The organism is Cellvibrio sp. PSBB006 (assembly GCF_002162135.1).
Lineage (GTDB): Bacteria > Pseudomonadota > Gammaproteobacteria > Pseudomonadales > Cellvibrionaceae > Cellvibrio.
In genome coordinates this window covers 4,558,456-4,575,648 of record NZ_CP021382.1, presented here as the reverse complement: position 1 = coordinate 4,575,648, position 17,193 = coordinate 4,558,456, and the positions used below count along the sequence as shown (strand labels likewise).

Annotated in this window: 17 protein-coding genes; 6 read left to right on the top strand and 11 right to left on the bottom strand. The window is 53.8% G+C overall.

Annotated features, from left to right (window positions below):
* The first annotated feature begins 37 nt into the window (after positions 1-37).
* Positions 38-1,390 (top strand): DUF58 domain-containing protein, encoded by a 1,353-nt coding sequence (locus CBR65_RS19075; RefSeq protein WP_087468325.1) that lies wholly within the window; start codon positions 38-40, stop codon positions 1,388-1,390.
* Between the two features lie 53 nt (positions 1,391-1,443).
* Here CBR65_RS19075 and CBR65_RS19070 read toward each other — a convergent pair whose 3' ends face one another.
* The 10 genes from CBR65_RS19070 to CBR65_RS19025 form a co-directional block, all read right to left on the bottom strand.
* Positions 1,444-2,109 carry a DUF805 domain-containing protein gene (locus CBR65_RS19070; RefSeq protein ID WP_157672157.1) on the bottom strand — a complete coding sequence of 222 codons (666 nt, stop codon included), beginning with the start codon at positions 2,107-2,109 and terminating at the stop codon, positions 1,444-1,446.
* A gap of 200 nt (positions 2,110-2,309) precedes the next feature.
* Positions 2,310-3,488: a D-alanyl-D-alanine carboxypeptidase family protein gene (locus CBR65_RS19065; RefSeq protein ID WP_087468323.1), complete on the bottom strand. Its 1,179-nt coding sequence runs from the start codon at positions 3,486-3,488 to the stop codon at positions 2,310-2,312.
* 144 nt (positions 3,489-3,632) lie between these two features.
* Positions 3,633-4,484: a septal ring lytic transglycosylase RlpA family protein gene (locus CBR65_RS19060; RefSeq protein WP_087468322.1), complete on the bottom strand. Its 852-nt coding sequence runs from the start codon at positions 4,482-4,484 to the stop codon at positions 3,633-3,635.
* A complete protein-coding gene (mltB, locus tag CBR65_RS19055; RefSeq protein ID WP_087468321.1) occupies positions 4,481-5,536 on the bottom strand; it encodes a lytic murein transglycosylase B in 1,056 nt (351 codons plus the stop codon). Before mltB ends, CBR65_RS19060 begins: the two co-directional genes overlap by 4 nt.
* Before the next feature lie 68 nt (positions 5,537-5,604).
* The gene (gene rodA, locus CBR65_RS19050; protein WP_087468320.1) at positions 5,605-6,765 is read right to left on the bottom strand and encodes a rod shape-determining protein RodA; all 1,161 of its coding nucleotides are present in this window, start codon (positions 6,763-6,765) and stop codon (positions 5,605-5,607) included.
* The gene (gene mrdA / locus CBR65_RS19045) at positions 6,762-8,717 is read right to left on the bottom strand and encodes a penicillin-binding protein 2 (RefSeq protein ID WP_087468319.1); all 1,956 of its coding nucleotides are present in this window, start codon (positions 8,715-8,717) and stop codon (positions 6,762-6,764) included. The genes rodA and mrdA overlap by 4 nt, the downstream gene beginning before the upstream one ends.
* A 53-nt stretch (positions 8,718-8,770) precedes the next feature.
* Positions 8,771-9,238: a 23S rRNA (pseudouridine(1915)-N(3))-methyltransferase RlmH gene (gene rlmH, locus CBR65_RS19040; RefSeq protein WP_087468318.1), complete on the bottom strand. Its 468-nt coding sequence runs from the start codon at positions 9,236-9,238 to the stop codon at positions 8,771-8,773.
* Between the two features lie 21 nt (positions 9,239-9,259).
* Entirely contained in the window at positions 9,260-9,595 is a 336-nt protein-coding gene (rsfS, locus tag CBR65_RS19035) for a ribosome silencing factor (RefSeq protein ID WP_087468317.1), read from the bottom strand.
* A 65-nt stretch (positions 9,596-9,660) separates the two neighbouring features.
* Positions 9,661-10,302, bottom strand: coding sequence for a nicotinate-nucleotide adenylyltransferase (gene nadD / locus CBR65_RS19030; RefSeq protein WP_087468316.1), 642 nt, complete (start codon positions 10,300-10,302; stop codon positions 9,661-9,663).
* 23 nt (positions 10,303-10,325) lie between these two features.
* Positions 10,326-11,591 (bottom strand): glutamate-5-semialdehyde dehydrogenase, encoded by a 1,266-nt coding sequence (locus CBR65_RS19025; protein ID WP_087468315.1) that lies wholly within the window; start codon positions 11,589-11,591, stop codon positions 10,326-10,328.
* Positions 11,592-11,787: 196 nt separating this feature from the next.
* Between CBR65_RS19025 and CBR65_RS19020 the strand changes: the two genes are divergently transcribed.
* The 5 genes from CBR65_RS19020 (at position 11,788) to CBR65_RS19000 (ending at position 16,098) form a co-directional block, all read left to right on the top strand.
* On the top strand, positions 11,788-12,378 hold the full coding sequence (locus tag CBR65_RS19020; protein ID WP_087468314.1) for a glycine zipper 2TM domain-containing protein: 591 nt from the start codon (positions 11,788-11,790) through the stop codon (positions 12,376-12,378).
* Positions 12,379-12,459: 81 nt separating this feature from the next.
* Positions 12,460-12,822, top strand: a complete 363-nt coding sequence (locus tag CBR65_RS19015) for a PepSY domain-containing protein (RefSeq protein ID WP_157672156.1) — start codon at positions 12,460-12,462, stop codon at positions 12,820-12,822.
* Between the two features lie 21 nt (positions 12,823-12,843).
* Positions 12,844-13,524 carry a response regulator transcription factor gene (locus tag CBR65_RS19010; protein WP_087468312.1) on the top strand — a complete coding sequence of 227 codons (681 nt, stop codon included), beginning with the start codon at positions 12,844-12,846 and terminating at the stop codon, positions 13,522-13,524.
* A gap of 42 nt (positions 13,525-13,566) precedes the next feature.
* Positions 13,567-14,943 carry an ATP-binding protein gene (locus CBR65_RS19005; protein WP_087468311.1) on the top strand — a complete coding sequence of 459 codons (1,377 nt, stop codon included), beginning with the start codon at positions 13,567-13,569 and terminating at the stop codon, positions 14,941-14,943.
* Between the two features lie 204 nt (positions 14,944-15,147).
* The gene (locus CBR65_RS19000; RefSeq protein ID WP_087468310.1) at positions 15,148-16,098 is read left to right on the top strand and encodes a DegV family protein; all 951 of its coding nucleotides are present in this window, start codon (positions 15,148-15,150) and stop codon (positions 16,096-16,098) included.
* Positions 16,099-16,200: 102 nt separating this feature from the next.
* Here CBR65_RS19000 and CBR65_RS18995 read toward each other — a convergent pair whose 3' ends face one another.
* Positions 16,201-17,163 carry a calcium/sodium antiporter gene (locus tag CBR65_RS18995; protein WP_087468309.1) on the bottom strand — a complete coding sequence of 321 codons (963 nt, stop codon included), beginning with the start codon at positions 17,161-17,163 and terminating at the stop codon, positions 16,201-16,203.
* Positions 17,164-17,193: the final 30 nt, after the last annotated feature.

Here is a 17,193-nt window from a genome sequence, read left to right as displayed (position 1 = left end):
GAAACCACCAAACACCGCTTAGCGACCGAGACCACCCATGAAACCACACCACTGGAGCCGCCGCCGCTGGATACCGAGCAAACGTCTTTACGGCGGGTTGCTCTTGCTGGCCATCGTCGCCTTCATACTGGCCTTCGTGAACAGCTATTTCGCTCTGGGTAACAGTCTGGAATCCGGCGGAGCGGTGCTGTTGGCCGGTCTGATTGTGGTGGGGGTGGATTACATGATGTCGCGCCAGTTACCCGGGATCGACATTGAGCGAGAAGTCGCAGGCAATCTGGCGGTCGATAAATGGGCCAGTGTCACCCTGCATTTACGCCACCAATTTAACCGGGCTGTGCGGGTGCAGGTATTTGACGGCGTGCCCGCCAACGCCGAACTGCAAAACCTGCCCCTATTCCTCGAACTCCTGCCCGGTCGCACCAGTCAGGTCAGTTACAACCTGCGGCCGCTGGAGCGCGGGCCTTTGGCTATCGAGCCAGCTTATCTGCAAATTCCCAGCCCCCTGGGTTTCTGGCAAGTCCAGTACCGCAGCGGCACCGCCAGTAACGTGAAGGTCTATCCGGATTTTATGGCCATTGCGGCTTACACCATCCTGGCCACAGACAACCACACCAGCCAGATCGGCATCAAACGCAAACCCCGTCGCGGCACGGGTCTGGAGTTCCAGCAACTGCGTGAATATCGCCTCGGCGACAGCTTGCGGCAACTCGATTGGAAAGCCACGTCCCGCCGTCAGAAACTCATCTCCCGCGAATACCAGGACGAACGGGATCAGCAGATTGTATTGCTGGTGGACAGCGGCCGCCGTATGCGCGCCAAGGATGACGAGCTCAGCCATTTCGATCACTCACTGAACGCGATGCTGCTGGTGAGCTACATCGCCTTGCGCCAGGGTGACAGCGTCAGTGTGATGAGTTTTGGCGAGGTCAACCGTTGGATTCCAGCGCAAAAAGGTGTGGAGCGAATCAAGAATCTGCTTAACGGCATGTACGATCTGCAAGCCGGGCAATGCGCACCGGATTACACCGCAGCTGCCGAAAAACTCGCCCTGTTGCAACAAAAACGCTCGCTGGTGATTCTGGTCACCAACTCCCGCGATGAAGATGTGAATGAATTGTTATTGGCGGTAAACCTGTTGAAGAAACGCCATCTGGTGATGATCGCCAATATTCGCGAAGAAATTCTCGATCAACTGGAACAACGCCCGGTAACCAACCTCGACGAAGCCATCAGCTATGCCGGGGTACAGCAGTATCTGAGCAGTCGCCGTGAAGTGCAGAAAAAATTGACCGCTTCCGGGGTGTATACCCTGGACTGCACGGCAAAAGAATTGGCGGTGCGGGTGGCGAACAGTTATCTGGAGATTAAAGGCGCGGGCGTTTTATAAAGGTATTGCGATGAAAACCGCCCTCATCGAAGGCGGCTTTCACTTGAAGCAGGTTATTCTTCGTCAGCGTAATCTGAATAGTCTGATGTATCCTCGTCACCAGCCTCATCCTGGTATTGAAGCTCATCACCATATTGAGTTTGTGCATCCTCAGCCGCCTGCTCCGCTCGCTCGACATAATCCTGATATGCGGGAATCGCCACGGCAGCCATAATGCCGACCATCGCAATCGCAAAGAACACAGGACCAATCAAACCTACAATCCAGTGCCAGGTCTTATTGGGTGGCGGTGCTAATCCATAGTTATTAGCCCCTTCGGTACCGCGCGCAAAAATCAGGTAGAAGGCGAAAAAGAGATTTACCAAAGGCACGATAGCAAGAAGGCTCAACCAACCGCTTTTATTCAAATCATGCAGGCGTTGGATCATAAAAATAAAAAAGCCAGCCATTAATAGCAGATAAAGAATCATGGAGACAATGACGATAACGCCTGCAACAGGCCCGCCTTCCATACCAACCGCAGCCAGTACTGCGCTCATGATCACAACAACCACCAAGATTGCTACATAGGCAACCAAGCCGAATAAAAAGCCATGGGCGAGATAACGTAACCGACCGATCCGGCAAGCGGGTGAGAAAAAATCAATTTCACCGTAACCTTGGCCATCGACAGTCAATTGACCTTCCGGTGTTTGATAGGGATTTTGAGTAGCTTCCATGAGCATCTCCTTGATAATAAGAATGGGTTTGCTCCGTCACAGAATGTTGTAACGGATGCCAGAAATTCTAGACGTAAATCGGCGGGTTTGCGCGACGAAAAATATGATCACGTCGACTAATTCAAAAAAAAGCACGCGAGGACGGTTTCTACGAGGGAGTGGGTAAAGCGCCCGTTTTGGCGGGCGCTGAATAAGCGGGGTTAGCTAAACAAATTGCGGAAGAACAGCTTGATGCTGTCCCATATACGAGCAAAGAAGCCTGCTTGCTCAACCGGCTGCAAGGCAATCAGATCCGCCTCCGCCTGTACTTCACCATCCAGTTCAATCGTGACCTTGCCCAATGCCTGACCCGCCTCAATAGGCGCCTTGATAACGTCATTGATGTGCATATTGGCTTGCAGATCCTGCTGGCGACCGCGCGGCAGGGTTAGCTTGATATCTTCCGCAATGCCCAGCCCCACTTCATCACTTTTGCCGCCCCAAATGCGGGTTTTACTGAGCTCAGTGCCGGCATTATAGAGCGAGAGCGTTTCGTAATAGCGGAACCCATAGGCCAGCAGTTTTTGCGATTCCGCCGCGCGGGCATTCTCGCTGGTGGTACCCATGACCACCGAGATTAAACGCATACCATCCCGCTTCGCCGACGCCACCAGGCAATAGCCCGCTTCCTCGGTGTGACCGGTTTTCAAACCGTCCACCGTTTCGTCGCGAAATAACAAGAGGTTGCGATTCGGCTGGCGAATATCATTCCAGACAAAATATTTTTCTTTATACAGTGCGTAATGGGCCGGGTGATCATTAATGATCGCGCGCGCCAGAATGCCCAAATCACGAGCAGTGGTCAGATGGCCTTCAGCGGGCCAGCCGGTGGAGTTTTCGAAATGGGTGCTGTTCATACCCATCAACGCGGCTTTCTGGTTCATGACATCCACAAAGGCATCTTCACTGCCAGAGACATATTCAGCCAACGCCACCGTTGCATCGTTGCCGGATTGCACAATCACACCGAGTAATAAATCCTCGACCGATACCTGGGTGCCTTCGCGGATAAACATCTTGGAGCCGCCCATGCGCCAGGCTTTGACGCTGATATTAACCATATCTTTTTCGCCGATACGGCCATTTTCAATTTCTTCCGAAACGATGTAACTCGACATCATCTTGGTGAGACTCGCCGGGGGTAAGCGTTCATCGGCATTATGCTCAACGATCACTGTGCCGGTATCGGCGTCCATCAATAAGTAGCCGGTCGCAGCGAGTTGCGGTGGAGAGGGAATAATGACTTGCTGGCTGGGTGCATTCGGTGTGGGCGCGGATTGAGCCAGCAGCGTATCGCTAGCCAGCAATAACAATGCACTGGTAAATAACGTTTTTAACATGGGAACAAAATCACTCGCTGTTATGGGTTCAAAAAAACTGGCGAATTGTACCAGTTAGCGACCGGATTTTTCGTCTGCCGCCGCACAAGTTTTGTTTCAGCTAATACAAAATGTTGCACAACAAAAAGCGTAACGGCAGCGGCGTCATTCGTAGACAACGTGTGCTTCAGGAATATTCAATTTTTTTATGTCGAGACGCACTTGCTGTAAATCCCGCGCATCGGTAATGGGGCCTACTCGCACGCGAAAAATTGGTTTGCCCGTTTGATTGCGGCTGATGATCACCGGATAAGTCAAATGACCGGACACTTGCGCGGCAAATTGTTTTGCACTGGCCTCAGAGCTAAAGGCACCGATTTGCAGATGCGTATTGGCAGGCAGTTTACTGCCTGCTATCACATTATTCGTGGCGTTGGCTTTCAAAGGTGCAGGCGGTGCATCATCCGGCAGGACAATCTCTACATCAACCATCCCGGTGCCGGCGTTGAGAATACCGAGGCGCTGCGCGGCGGCGTAACTCAGGTCAATAATGCGGTCACTGTGGAACGGACCCCGATCATTCACCCGCACCACAGTACTCCTGCCATTCTGGATATTGGTCACGCGCACATAAGATGGGATGGGCAGGGTTTTGTGAGCTGCCGTCATGGCATACATATCGTAGATTTCGCCATTCGATGTGCGTCTGCCGTGAAATTTTTTACCGTACCAGGAGGCTCTGCCACGCTCTTTGTAGGAGCTTTCATCCTCCAGCAAGTAGTAAGTTTTACCCAACACCGTGTATGGATTTTTATTGCCTGCCATGGTGCGCGCTTCATGGCGCGGGACTGCATCGGGCACATGGGAAGTATCAATCTCGCGTTCCGGACCACTGTCCTTGATATCGTCGAAATCCGGTTGTTTGGGAGTAGATGATGGATAAGGTTTGATGGGCGTACAGGCAAATAACAGCAGACCAACCAAACCCAGAATCAACAAACGCATGGCAGAACTCATTGGCCGGACTCCATTTTTTCTTTAATCAGTTGACTCAATTGATGTACGGCCATGGAATACAAATGACTGCGGTTATAACGGGTAATGACATAGAAATTTTGTAGACCGAGCCAATATTCTTCACCATGTTGTCCGTCGAGTTTCAGGATCAGGGCCTTGGCATCCACCGGTAAAGCGCTGATAGGTTGATAACCGCGCTTTTGCCATTCGCCTACCGTTACCGTCGGCGGATTGATGTCATTGAAGCTGTCTTTGCTGGTATCACTCTCCGGCCGCACGCGACTGACCACCGGCTTACCGCCTTGCCAACCGTGTTGTTTGAAGTAATTGGCCACGCTGCCGATGGCATCTGTGGTGTTGTTCCAGATATCCGTAAAACCGTCACCGTCAAAATCCACCGCATAGGCGCGATAGCTGGACGGCATAAATTGGCCATAGCCCATGGCACCGGCGTACGAACCGGTGAACGCCATGGGGTCCTGTTTCTGTTCGCGGGTCAGGAGAAAGTAGTTCTGGAGTTCCTTGCGAAAAAAAGGTGCGCGGGGCGGATAGTCAAACGCCAGTGTGGTGAGAGCATCGATAACACGATGACTGCCGGTGTTTTTACCGTAGTTGGTCTCCACCCCGATGATGGCCACAATATATTCCGCCGGCACACCGAACTCACGTTCAGCCCGCGTCAGGGCAGCACGGTTATCCCGCCAGAATTTCACACCGTTTTCAATGCGTGCGGGGACAATGAAGATCGGACGGTATTCTTTCCAGGTTTTGGTTTTTTCGGCCGGACGGGAGATTGCATCGAGAATGTTCTGTTTTTTCTCCGCCTGCCCCAACCATTGACGCAAGGGTTCAGGCTCAAAGCCATGATCGCGGACCATCTCATCGATAAAGCCCTGGGTTTCGGCATGATCGCTGTAATCCGCCGAGCCCGTCGTCGCACACCCCAATACCACACAACCGATTAACAGGCTGATGGCTTTGCCTAGGGTGGGATAACCGGGTCTACCCAAATGCCTGACTGCAAAACCCTCTACCGCTTTGACTCGCGTCATTATTAAACCTCTTTCGCGCTGATACTCATGCTGTGGCTGGTCACTTACAGCAACCGATGATTGTCGGCCTATTTATTTTTCTGCGGTGTCATAACCCGCTTGCGTTCGGTAGCAATGGCCATGAGGATGCCGAAGCCTGCCATCAAGGTCACGATAGCCGTTCCGCCCTGGCTGATCAGCGGCAAGGGCACCCCCACCACCGGCAACAGGCCGGACACCATACCCATATTCACAAACACGTACACAAAAAATGTTGTCGTAATACTCGCTGCCAACAGTCGGCCAAAACTGTCCTGGGCATTGAGCGCGATCATCATGCCGCGCATGATGATCAGGATATAAACCCCCAACAACATCAACACGCCCAGCAAACCGAATTCTTCAGCCATGACGGCAATAATGAAGTCGGTGTGCCCTTCCGGCAGGAAATCCAGTCGCGACTGCGTCCCTTCAAGCCAGCCCTTACCTGACAATCCACCCGACCCGATAGCGGTCTTGGACTGGATGATATTCCAGCCAGCGCCGAGGCGATCCGCCTCGGGATTCAGCAAGGTTAACACCCGCTGGCGCTGATAATCATGCATCATGAAATGCCAGATTGGCCATAAACTGGCGGCAAAGATTATGCCGGCCAGGATGATATAACCCCAGCGCAACCCGGCAAAAAACAACACCACAATGCCCGAGACGGCGACCAGAATGGAGGTACCTAAATCCGGCTGATCGATAATCAGGGCCGTCGGGATAGCAATTAATAGCAAGGCCAGAAAGACATGCTTGATACCGGGCGGCAGAAAGCGTTTGCTGAGATAGGCTGCAATCATCACCGGCATGGCCAGCTTCATGATTTCCGACGGCTGAAAGCGGAAACCACCAAGACTCAACCAGCGTTGTGCACCTTTGGCGCCGACGCCGACCACGAGCACAAGAATCAACAGAATGACGCCGGCGGCATATGCCCAGGGCGCCATGCGCCGCATAAAACCAACGGGTATCTGAGCCACCGTGAACATTGCCGCGTAGGCAATCAGGAAAAATGTCCCCTGACGGCGCAGGGTAACCATACTTTCACCGCTGGCACTGTAGAGCACAGACATGCCTACTGCGGTAAGCGCCAGGAGTAGGAACAACAGCAGGAAATCAATATGCAAGCGTTGCTGGATGGCTTCACGGCGACCAAGGCTGAAGCCGGTTCTGGGTAAACGACGGAGAAAATCCTGACCGCTCATAGCTCGTTAACTCCGCCTGCGTTAATTGAACGCCGTGCCAACGGCTGAGACGTAGCGTGGCTACGCACTGAGGCGGATGCTTCCACCGACTCTTCAGGTTGTTCCGGCACCAGATATTTGCCGCGTAAAAACGCATCCATCATCTTGCGCGCCACCGGCCCGGCCTGGCTGGAACCGCCCTCCGCATTTTCAACAATCACCGCCACTGCAATTTGCGGGTCTTCCAACGGCGCAAAAGCGACAAACAAGGCGTGGTCACGATGGCGCTCCTTGAGTGCTTCACTGTCATACTTCTCACCTTGCGCAATACCGACAACCTGCGCGGTACCCGATTTACCCGCCATACGATAGTCCGCATCCGCGCCCGCCGCACGCGCGGTGCCGCGCAAACCGTGCATTACCTCCGCCATACCATCAAAGACGGCATCCCAGTGGGATTCAGCAACATCAAAGCGATCCTCAATGATGGGAGCCAAAAACTCACCATTGGCGCGCTCCACCATCTGCGGGCGGATGCGTACACCGCGATGAGCCAGGGTCGCTGTCATAACTGCCAGCTGCATGGGCGATGTCAGCACATAGCCTTGGCCAATGGCCATATTGATGGTGTCACCCGGATACCAGGCCTGACCTTTGGCTCCGCGTTTCCACTCGCGCGACGGCCAGACGCCGCGACGCTCATTAGGGATATCGATCTGCGTCAACTCCCCCAATCCGAAATGGCTACCAAATTCGGACAGGCGATCAATACCCATGCGATTCCCCAAGTCCCAGAAATAGGTATCACAGGATTCAGAGATCGCCTGTTTCAGGTTAACGCGACTGCCGTGTCCACCCCGCTTCCAGTCACGCCAGATCCATTCGGTGTTAGGCAGACGAAAGAAGCCCGGGTCACTGATGGTGCGACTCACATCGGTGAAGCCGGTATCCAGACCCGCCAGGCCAATCATGGGCTTGATGGTTGACCCCGGCGGATAAACGCCCTGGATAAAGCGGTTATAAAGCGGCATATCGAGGGATTCGTTGAGACTGCGGTAATCCGCAAAGCTGATACCGGTCACGAATAAATTAGGGTCGTAACTGGGAATACTCACCGCGGCCAGTACACCACCGCTTTTGACCTCGATCGCCACTACCGCTCCACGACGACCGGCCAGGGCGGCAACCGCTGTTTGCTGCATGCGCACATCAAGGTATAAGTGAAGATCGCCGCCGGGCTTGGGATCTACCCGCTCAAGGACCCGCTGTACGCGGCCGCGAGCGTTGGTTTCAACGTTCTGGTTACCCACTTCGCCTAATAAAATATCTTCGTAATGCCGCTCCAATCCGGTCTTGCCGATTGAGTGGGTACCGCTGTAACGGCGGTATTGCTCTTCATCGAAATTGCCCAGCTCCGCTTCACTGATGCGTCCGACATAACCGACTGTGTGTGCAAACAGTTCACCCTGGGGATAGTGGCGAACCAATTGCGCATCAATCTCCACCCCTTCCAGGCGGAATTCATTCACCGCAAGACTGGCCAGTTCCTCCTCGCTGAGGTTGTAGCGCAGGGGCACCGGCTCGAAGGGTCGACGGCGTTGGTGCATCAGCTTGTAGAATTTTTCCAGGTCAGTCGCGCGGATATCGACGAGGGTTTGCAGGTAGGTGAGTGTTTCTTCCAGGTCGCCCGCTCGCTCACGCACAACCGATAAGGTGTAGCTCGGGCGGTTCTCCGCCAGCAGAATACCGTTGCGGTCATAGATCAAACCGCGGGTTGGTGGGATGGGCTGGATATGGACGCGGTTGCGATCAGACTGGGTGGCATAGTCCAGATACTGCACAATCTGCAAGTGGTGGTAGCGATAAACCAGCACGCCGATCAGCACCAACATCACCGAAGACATTACCGCCAAGCGTGCCCAGAAGATACGCGTTTCGCGGTGATAATCTTTAAAGTGTTGCGCTTCGGACATTGTGCCTCTGGTTGAACTGGCGAAAGATTATTACTGGCGCTATCGAGCCATCATTATTTGTGATACGGGTGATTCTGCAAGATGCTGCAGGCGCGGTACAACTGCTCGATCACCACAATGCGCACCAGCGGATGCGGCAAGGTCAACGCGGACAGCGACCAGCGCACATGAGCCTGGGCGAGGCATTGGGGAGCCAGACCATCCGGGCCGCCAATCAGCAAACAGTAGTTGTTGCCGCTCATCCGCCAGTTCGCCATGTGCTCTGCCAGTTGCTCCGTACTCCAGGGTTTGCCTTTGACATCCAGCGCAATAACCTGCTCGCCCTTGCCAATAGCAGCCAGCATCTCCTCGCCTTCCTTTTCCATGGCACGCGCAATATCGGTATTTTTGCCACGCTGTGCCAAAGGCAATTCCACCAGCTCAACCACACAATCGCGCGGCATACGTTTGGCGTATTCCGCGTAGCCTGTTTCAACCCAGGCGGGCATCTTGGTACCAACAGCGATGATGCGAATTCTCATGGCGAGAAATCCCGGCAACGATCAAGCGCGATTACTGGGGGTAATCGACCAGAGTTTTTCCAGCTCATAAAAATTGCGGGTTTCTTCCTGCATCACATGCACAACGATATCCCCGAAATCCACCAGCACCCAATCACCGGCATCAATGCCTTCCACACCGAGCGGCATGTAACCGAGTTTTTTGGAGTCTTCCACCACGTTATTGGCGATGGATTTCACATGGCGATTAGAGGTGCCGCTGGCGATGATCAGGGTATCCGTCACATCGGTCATCTCGCGCACATCCAACTGCACAATATTTTTAGCTTTCAGATCTTCGAGCGCATTGATCACGATCTGGCTTAACTCTTCTAACATTCTTTACCTGCTTACTTATAAAAAAATACTCCACCCGTCATTGAGTGAAGTCATGAAAATGATGCTTAATCCTGTCGATAAAGTCCTTCGGCCAGGATGTATCGTCGCACCGACTCGGGTAATAAAAACTGTGCTGACTCACCAGCCGCCAACTGCGCGCGGATGCCGGTGGCCGAAATATCCAGAAGACGCAATGAAGGCAAGACAATTGCGCCGCCCGGCAGTTCATCCAGCGCTGTCGCCGATGCGCGATGGTGTTGTAATAACGCCGCTACCGGTCCTGCGTTCGGCAGGGAAAAACCGGGGCGCTCAATCACCACCAGATGTGTGTAATCGAGCAGTTCCTGCCAACGGTTCCAGGAATCCAGCGCTGCAAAGGCATCAGTGCCCATGGCCCAGATCAAACTCACTTCTGCACCCAACTCGGCTCGCAGGCTGCGCAAGGTATCAAAGGTATACGACGGCTCATCGCGGCGTAATTCGCGCTCATCCAGAGTCAGCTCAGGGCAATCCATCACCGCCAGGCGAATCATCTCGGCCCGCTGTGCGCTGCTGACCTGCGGCTGACCGCGATGCACCGGGCGATGACAAGGCATCAGACGCATCTGGGCCAATCCCAAAGATTGCTTCAACTCCAAGGCAAGTCGCAAATGACCGTGATGAATCGGATCAAAGGTGCCGCCCAGGATGCCGATCTTGTTACGCATGAATGGCGTCGCCTTCAGCGGCTTTATTGGCGAATGTGCCCATCACCCAGCACGACCCATTTTTGCGAGGTTAATCCCTCCAGCCCTACCGGCCCACGCGCGTGAATCTTGTCAGTAGAGATACCGATCTCCGCTCCCAGACCATATTCAAAACCATCAGCAAAACGGGTCGAGGCATTGACCATCACCGAACTGGAATCCACCTCGGTGATAAACCGGCGCGCGCGGGTGAAGTCTTCGGTCACGATAGCGTCGGTATGTTGTGAGCTGTAACGGGTAATGTGGTCAATGGCTTCATCCAGACCGGCCACCACCTTGATCGACAACACCGGAGCGAGGTACTCGGTAGCCCAATCCTCTTCGGTGGCGATATTGACATTGATCAGGTCGCGGGTTTTTTCACAACCGCGCAGCTCCACATCCTTTTTGCCAAAGGCTACCGCCAAACGCGGCAGGATGTTGGCCGCAACACTCTCGGCCACCAGCAGGGTTTCCATCGCATTGCATACGCCGTAGCGATGGGTCTTGGCATTGAGGGCAATGGCGAAGGCTTTTTCAAGATCTGCTTTATCGTCGATATACACGTGGCAGATGCCATCAAGGTGTTTAATTACCGGGACGCGCGCGTCATTGCTGATCCGCTCGATCAGCCCCTTGCCGCCGCGCGGGACAATGACGTCCACATATTCGGGCATGGTGATTAATTCGCCCACAGCAGCGCGATCGGTGGTTTCCACAATTTGCACGACCGTGTCGGGCAAACCGGCAGCTTTCAGCCCTTGTTGCAGGCAAACGGCAATAGCGCGATTGGAATGAATGGCTTCACTGCCACCGCGCAGGATCGCCGCGTTACCGGATTTGAGACACAAGCTGGCCGCATCAATCGTCACATTGGGCCGGGATTCATAGATGATGCCCACCACACCCAGTGGAACGCGCATCTTGCCCACCTGAATGCCGGACGGGCGATAGCTCAAACCAGTGATTTCACCACAAGGGTCCGGCAGTGCGGCTACCTGGCGCAGCCCTTCGATCATGCCGTCAATTGTGCTCGGCTTGAGGGCGAGACGATCCAACATGGCGGAATCCAGACCATTGGCCGCGCCAGCTTCCAGGTCTTTCTGGTTTTCAGTAGTCAGCGTGGCACGGGCGTTATCAAGGGCATCAGCAATCGCTAGCAATGCCTGGTTTTTTACGCCGGTTGACGTGGATGCAATCACGCGTGACGCCTGACGGGCATTGCGGCCCAACTCGGCCATATAGGCTTTTACATCAAGAGAATCGGTCATCAGTGGTAAAAATCCGTGAACTGGGTGATGTGAAGACAAGAGTGCGGCGATTATACCCTGATTGCCGCACCCTTTTGGCGAATTTAGCGGGACATAAAGCGGGATTTACTTCAGTTCCGGTTCAGTTTGATGGCGGTAATCTGCTGCCAAGGGTGAAGAGTCCCTTGATCCCCAGATTACTCAGTGGAGAACAACCATGAAAAAGTCCCTCTTGATCAGCACCATCACCGGCGTCACCTTGAGCTTGTTGCTGGCCAATGGCGCTTTGGCGGGCCACAAACATCACCACAAGCACCAGCATCGTCACACTGGCTACGATCACAGAGGCCACGGGGACTATGCCCGCGTGGTCGAGGCTCGCCCGATTTACCAGCGGATTGAAGCACAGGTGCCGCAGCAATCCTGCCACTATGAAACCGTTGCTTATCGTGAACCCGGCAGAAGTAATTCCTATACCGGTGCCGTGGTGGGCGGATTAATCGGTGCGGCTGTCGGCCATGAATTGGGGCATAGCAAACGCAACAAAGATGTCGGTGCCGTGGCTGGCGGTTTGCTCGGCGCAACTATCGGTCATGACATCAGCCGCAACCGGTCCGGCGGCGGGACTACCCACTACCGCGACGAGCAGGTTTGCCACACCCGCTACCAAACCGAGTATTCGCAGCGCGTGATAGGTTACGACGTAACCTATCAGTACCACGGACAGTATTACCAAACCCGCACCAGCCAGCATCCCGGTGACCGTATTCCTGTCGATGTTCATGTGCGCCCGGGTCGCGGCTATTAATGGCTCCGCTTTTGCCGGGGTGCCAAATCACCCCGGATTCTTTTTTCCTGTGAAGGCACACACGCGGTAGTTGCAAACACCTTGTATACTTACTCCCAACTTGATGATTTTGCAGGAAGTCTTGCCATGTCGCTGTTGCGTCACTCCAATTCCCCCTGTCGCTGGCTGATTATTGTGCTGCTGGCAATGACGCTGGGCTCACTCCATTCCACCGCCTCCGCCGAACCCCGGCGGGACAAGGGCAGCCAGGAAGAACGGCCGCGCGCGCGCATCTCTGCGTCCCAGGCGGCGGCCATAGTCCAACAACGCTACGGCGGTAAAGTGATGAATGTCAGCACCCGTCAGTCTGGCAATGGCGTCGTCTATGGCGTAAAAATTTTGCAGAACTCCGGTCATATGCGCACCGTCAATGTGGACGGGCAGACCGGCGCCATCCTCAATTAAATTTCTGAAGCGGACCCCAGCATGCGTATCCTGATTGTGGAAGACGAGCCCAGCCTGCGCGAGCAGATCAGCAGTCAGTTAAACGCTGAAAAATTTGCCTGCGATACCGCCGGCGATGGGCGCGAGGGACTGTTCCTCGGCGAAGAATACGATTACGACCTGGCCATCATTGATCTCGGCTTGCCGTTGCTGGACGGCACCGAATTAATTCGCCAACTGCGCGCCAAACAGCGCAACTTCCCCATTTTGATCCTCACCGCACGCGGCGCCTGGCAGGACAAGGTAGAAGGGCTGGAGGCCGGTGCGGACGATTACCTCACCAAACCTTTTCATCCGGAAGAACTTCGGGCACGCATCAACGCCCTGCTGCGTCGCGCCAGCGGACATGCGGCACCGGTGTTGGACTACGGCCCGCTCACCATCGACACTAACGCCCGTCGGGTTCACCTGCGCGGCCAGGAGGTAGAGCTGACCAGTTTCGAATACAACACGCTCACCTACCTGGCGTTGCATGCAGGCAAGAATGTCTCCAAGACCGAGCTGACCGAACACTTGTATGCACAGGACTATGATCGCGATAGCAATGTGATTGAAGTCTTTGTCGGCCGCCTGCGCAAAAAACTCGACCCGGATGGCAGCCTGAATTTAATTACCACTCAACGTGGTCTGGGTTATCGCTTTAATCTCGACACCGACAAATAACTCCGTCCGCTTTATTCACCAGCGCAGATTCGATAACGAAAGATGGCCGTCAAACTTACTTCGATCTCCGCCCGCTTGCTGGTCGCGTCTGCCCTGCTGCTGCCGCTGTTTTTGGGACTTACCGGTTTTTTCCTCGACAACGCTTTTCAACGCAGCCTGATGGCCGCCGAGGATGCACGCCTGCGCACCCACTTGTATTTGTTATTCAGTGTCGCGGAGCTGCCCAATATCCGTACCCGCAAAGTCAATCTGGAGATGCCCACGGTCTTGATGGAGCCGGATTTCGAGCGTCTGAATTCCGGCCTCTATGCCTACATTTACAACGAAGAAAAAGAATTAATCTGGCGTTCCAATTCCGCCGCGCTGATGGACGCACCGACCAATGACAGATTTGCCGAACAGTCCACCGTAGGGCAACTGATTGTGCAGGAAGAAACACATGATGAAAGCCTGCGTTTCAGTGCGCATTACGATGTCATTTGGGAGGATGCCCGTGGCAAGGGCCACCCGTTTCGCTTTGCGGTGACCCATGATGGCGATGCATTTTTGGCTGAGCTGAAAGCCTATCGCAATCAGCTTTGGCGCTGGTTAGGGGCAGCAGGATTATTGTTACTGTTGGCCCAGACAGTGATCCTGCGCTGGGGTTTACGTCCGCTCAGCAAATTGGCGCGTGCCCTTAAAGCCATGCAAAGTGGTGATACCCGCAACATCGCCGGGGAACATCCACGGGAGCTGCAACGCATTGTCGACAACTTGAACCTGGTACTTGCACGGGAAGAAGCGCTGCGCCAACGCTACCGCAATAGCCTGAGCGACCTGGCCCACAGCTTGAAAACCCCGTTGGCGGTTTTGCAGGGCAAGGTGAACCAGGGTTCCAGCGATGGCGATTTGCAACAGACACTCGCCGAACAGGTCACGCGCATGAACCAGGTTGTGACCTATCAGTTACAGCGTGCAGTATCCAGCCAACAGCAAGGGTTGAATCAACGCATTGATGTAGAACAGGTGGTTCAGCGATTAGTGGCGGCACTGCAAAAGGTCTATCGAGACAAACAGGTAGACTGCCAGACCAGCGTCAACAACAGCCTGTTTGTGGGTGACGAACAGGATTTGCTGGAATTGCTCGGCAACTTGCTGGAGAACGCTTTCAAATATTGTCACCGCCAGGTTCGGCTGGAAGCCCGTACAGAACAGCAGCAATTGGTCATCAGTATCAGTGATGACGGTGCCGGCATCCCGATCGATCAACAGGAGCGTATTCTGCAGCGAGGCCAGCGCCTCGATACCACCCAACCGGGCCAAGGAATCGGCTTGGCCGTCAGCGCCGACATTATCGCCAGCTACGGCGGCCAATTGCACATTGACCGCTCTTCTTTGGGCGGCGCGGCATTCATTCTTACTCTCCCCATCGCCAGTTAGCCGCTGCGGCTGGCAAACCCTTCTCTTTTTCTGCCCTTATGTGCGCCATGTCGCACAACACGCTGTGAATCTCCCGCACAGCACGCAGTGTGTTTGGCTGCTGTCGGTAACGCCATCTCCAGTCAATAATGTCACCATCGACATGACACTCACTGATCGACAACAAACAGCCAACAACAAGTAAAAACAACGGAGCACACAATCATGGCAGCGAGAACCTGTATAGCGGTGGACTCCACCTGCGATCTGCCGGCCAAGTTTATCCAGCAACACAATATCGAGGTTCTACCGATTTACATCAATTACGACGGTGGCCAGCATCTCGACTACCGCGATCCGCAAACCATGTTGCAGTTCTACAAAAATCATTCAAAGAAAAAATTCGGGCTCGCACAATCCGACCCACTGTCAGTGGATGACATGACCAAGATCCTCAAGCATCGCCTGCTGCCCAAGTATGATCTGGTGCAAGTCGTCACCATCAACAGCAAAAAAAGCGATGTCTTCAAGCGCGTTTCCGAAGCCGCCCTGATCAACGAACCTAAGTTCCGCGAACTGGAAAAGGTCGACCCTAACCGTATTCCCTTTCGTATTCGTTTGTACGACAGCATGTCAATGTTTACCGGTCATGCGCTGCTGGTATACGAACTGGTGAAAAAAATTCACCAGGAAAAAATTCCGCTCAGTAAAGCCATTCGCGAAATCGACGACATGCGTGAAAACGTGTATGGCTACATTATTCCCAATGATCTCTCATACATGCGTGATCGCCGCCATTTGCGCAAGGGGGACAATAATATTTCCTGGATCAACTTCAAGTTGGCCAGCATGCTCAACATTCGTCCGATTGTGCAGTTATATCGCGGCGAAACCGAAAAAATGGATACCGGTAAAGGATTTATCGGCGCAGTAGGGAAGCTGTTGGATCATGTGCGTAAGCAAATTAAACAGGGATTAACCAGTGACGTAGTCGCCATGAGTTACGGTGGTTTACTGGAAGAGATCAAGGATGAAGCCGTGATGGTTGAGTTTCGCGAATTCTGCAAACAACACGGCGTCAAAACCATGTTGTCGATGATGAGCATGACCGGCGCCATCAACGTAGGACCCAAGTCGTTTGCATTGTCCTTTGCAACTGACAGGGAATTGGTCTGAATCATAGCGGCACAAAAAAGCCGGTCTTGGCTGGGCAAGACCGGCTTTTCTTTTTTGCGTTATCCCTGCGTAATAAACCCCTTACCCTTGGGTAATAAACCCCTACCCTTGGGTAAAAAACATAGTCACTACATAGACCAGATAGACCAGTAACAACACCGCACCTTTCAAACGCGACAAACTTAATCCGAAGAATAAGAATAACAACAGCAATATCGATACACCCAATAGCGCCCACTGATCAACTGCCAGTAAACGCCCGCCAAACGGCAGCGGTTGCAATATAGATGCAACCCCCAGAATCGATAATAAGTTGAAGATGTTACTGCCGAGCACATTGCCGATAGCCACATCCGCATGACGCCGAATCGCTGCGATAATCGATACCGCAAGCTCCGGTAATGACGTGCCTACCGCGACGACCGTCAAACCGATGATAGCTTCCGGCACACCGAACATTTGCCCTAACCCAACCGCTCCCACCAGGAAGCGATCAGCCCCAAGCAACAGCAAAGCTAAACCACCAATCAAAAACAATAACGTCAGGGGAACAGACAACGGCAGGTTTTCATATTCATTAGCTTCAGCCTGATGAAGCTCCGCCACAGGGTCATCCAGGTGTTCGCGCTCGCTGCGATAAGCCCAGATAAGGTAGGCAATCAATACACCAAACAAGATAAACCCGTCGAGGCGACTTAAACCATACAAGTTGGCTAAAGCCATAAACAGCAAGGTGGCGGCCAACATGGATAATCCATCGCGCCGCAGGGATTTGATATGGATGGTCAGAGGCATAATCAGTGCACTTACCCCCAATATCAGCAGCATGTTGGCGATGTTACTGCCCACAACGTTACCCAGCACGATATCCGGTTGCTGATCGAAAGCCGCTTTCACCGAAACCACCAGCTCCGGCGCCGAGGTACCAAAGCCGACAATCACCAGACCAGCCAGAAGTGGCGAAACACCCAGGCGGCGAGCAGCTGCCAGCGCACCGCGCACAACACCTTCCCCTCCAACCGTCAGCAACCCAACACCCAACAACAACCACAACACATTCGTCATAAACGCCCCATCTACCCGTTATCTGTACAC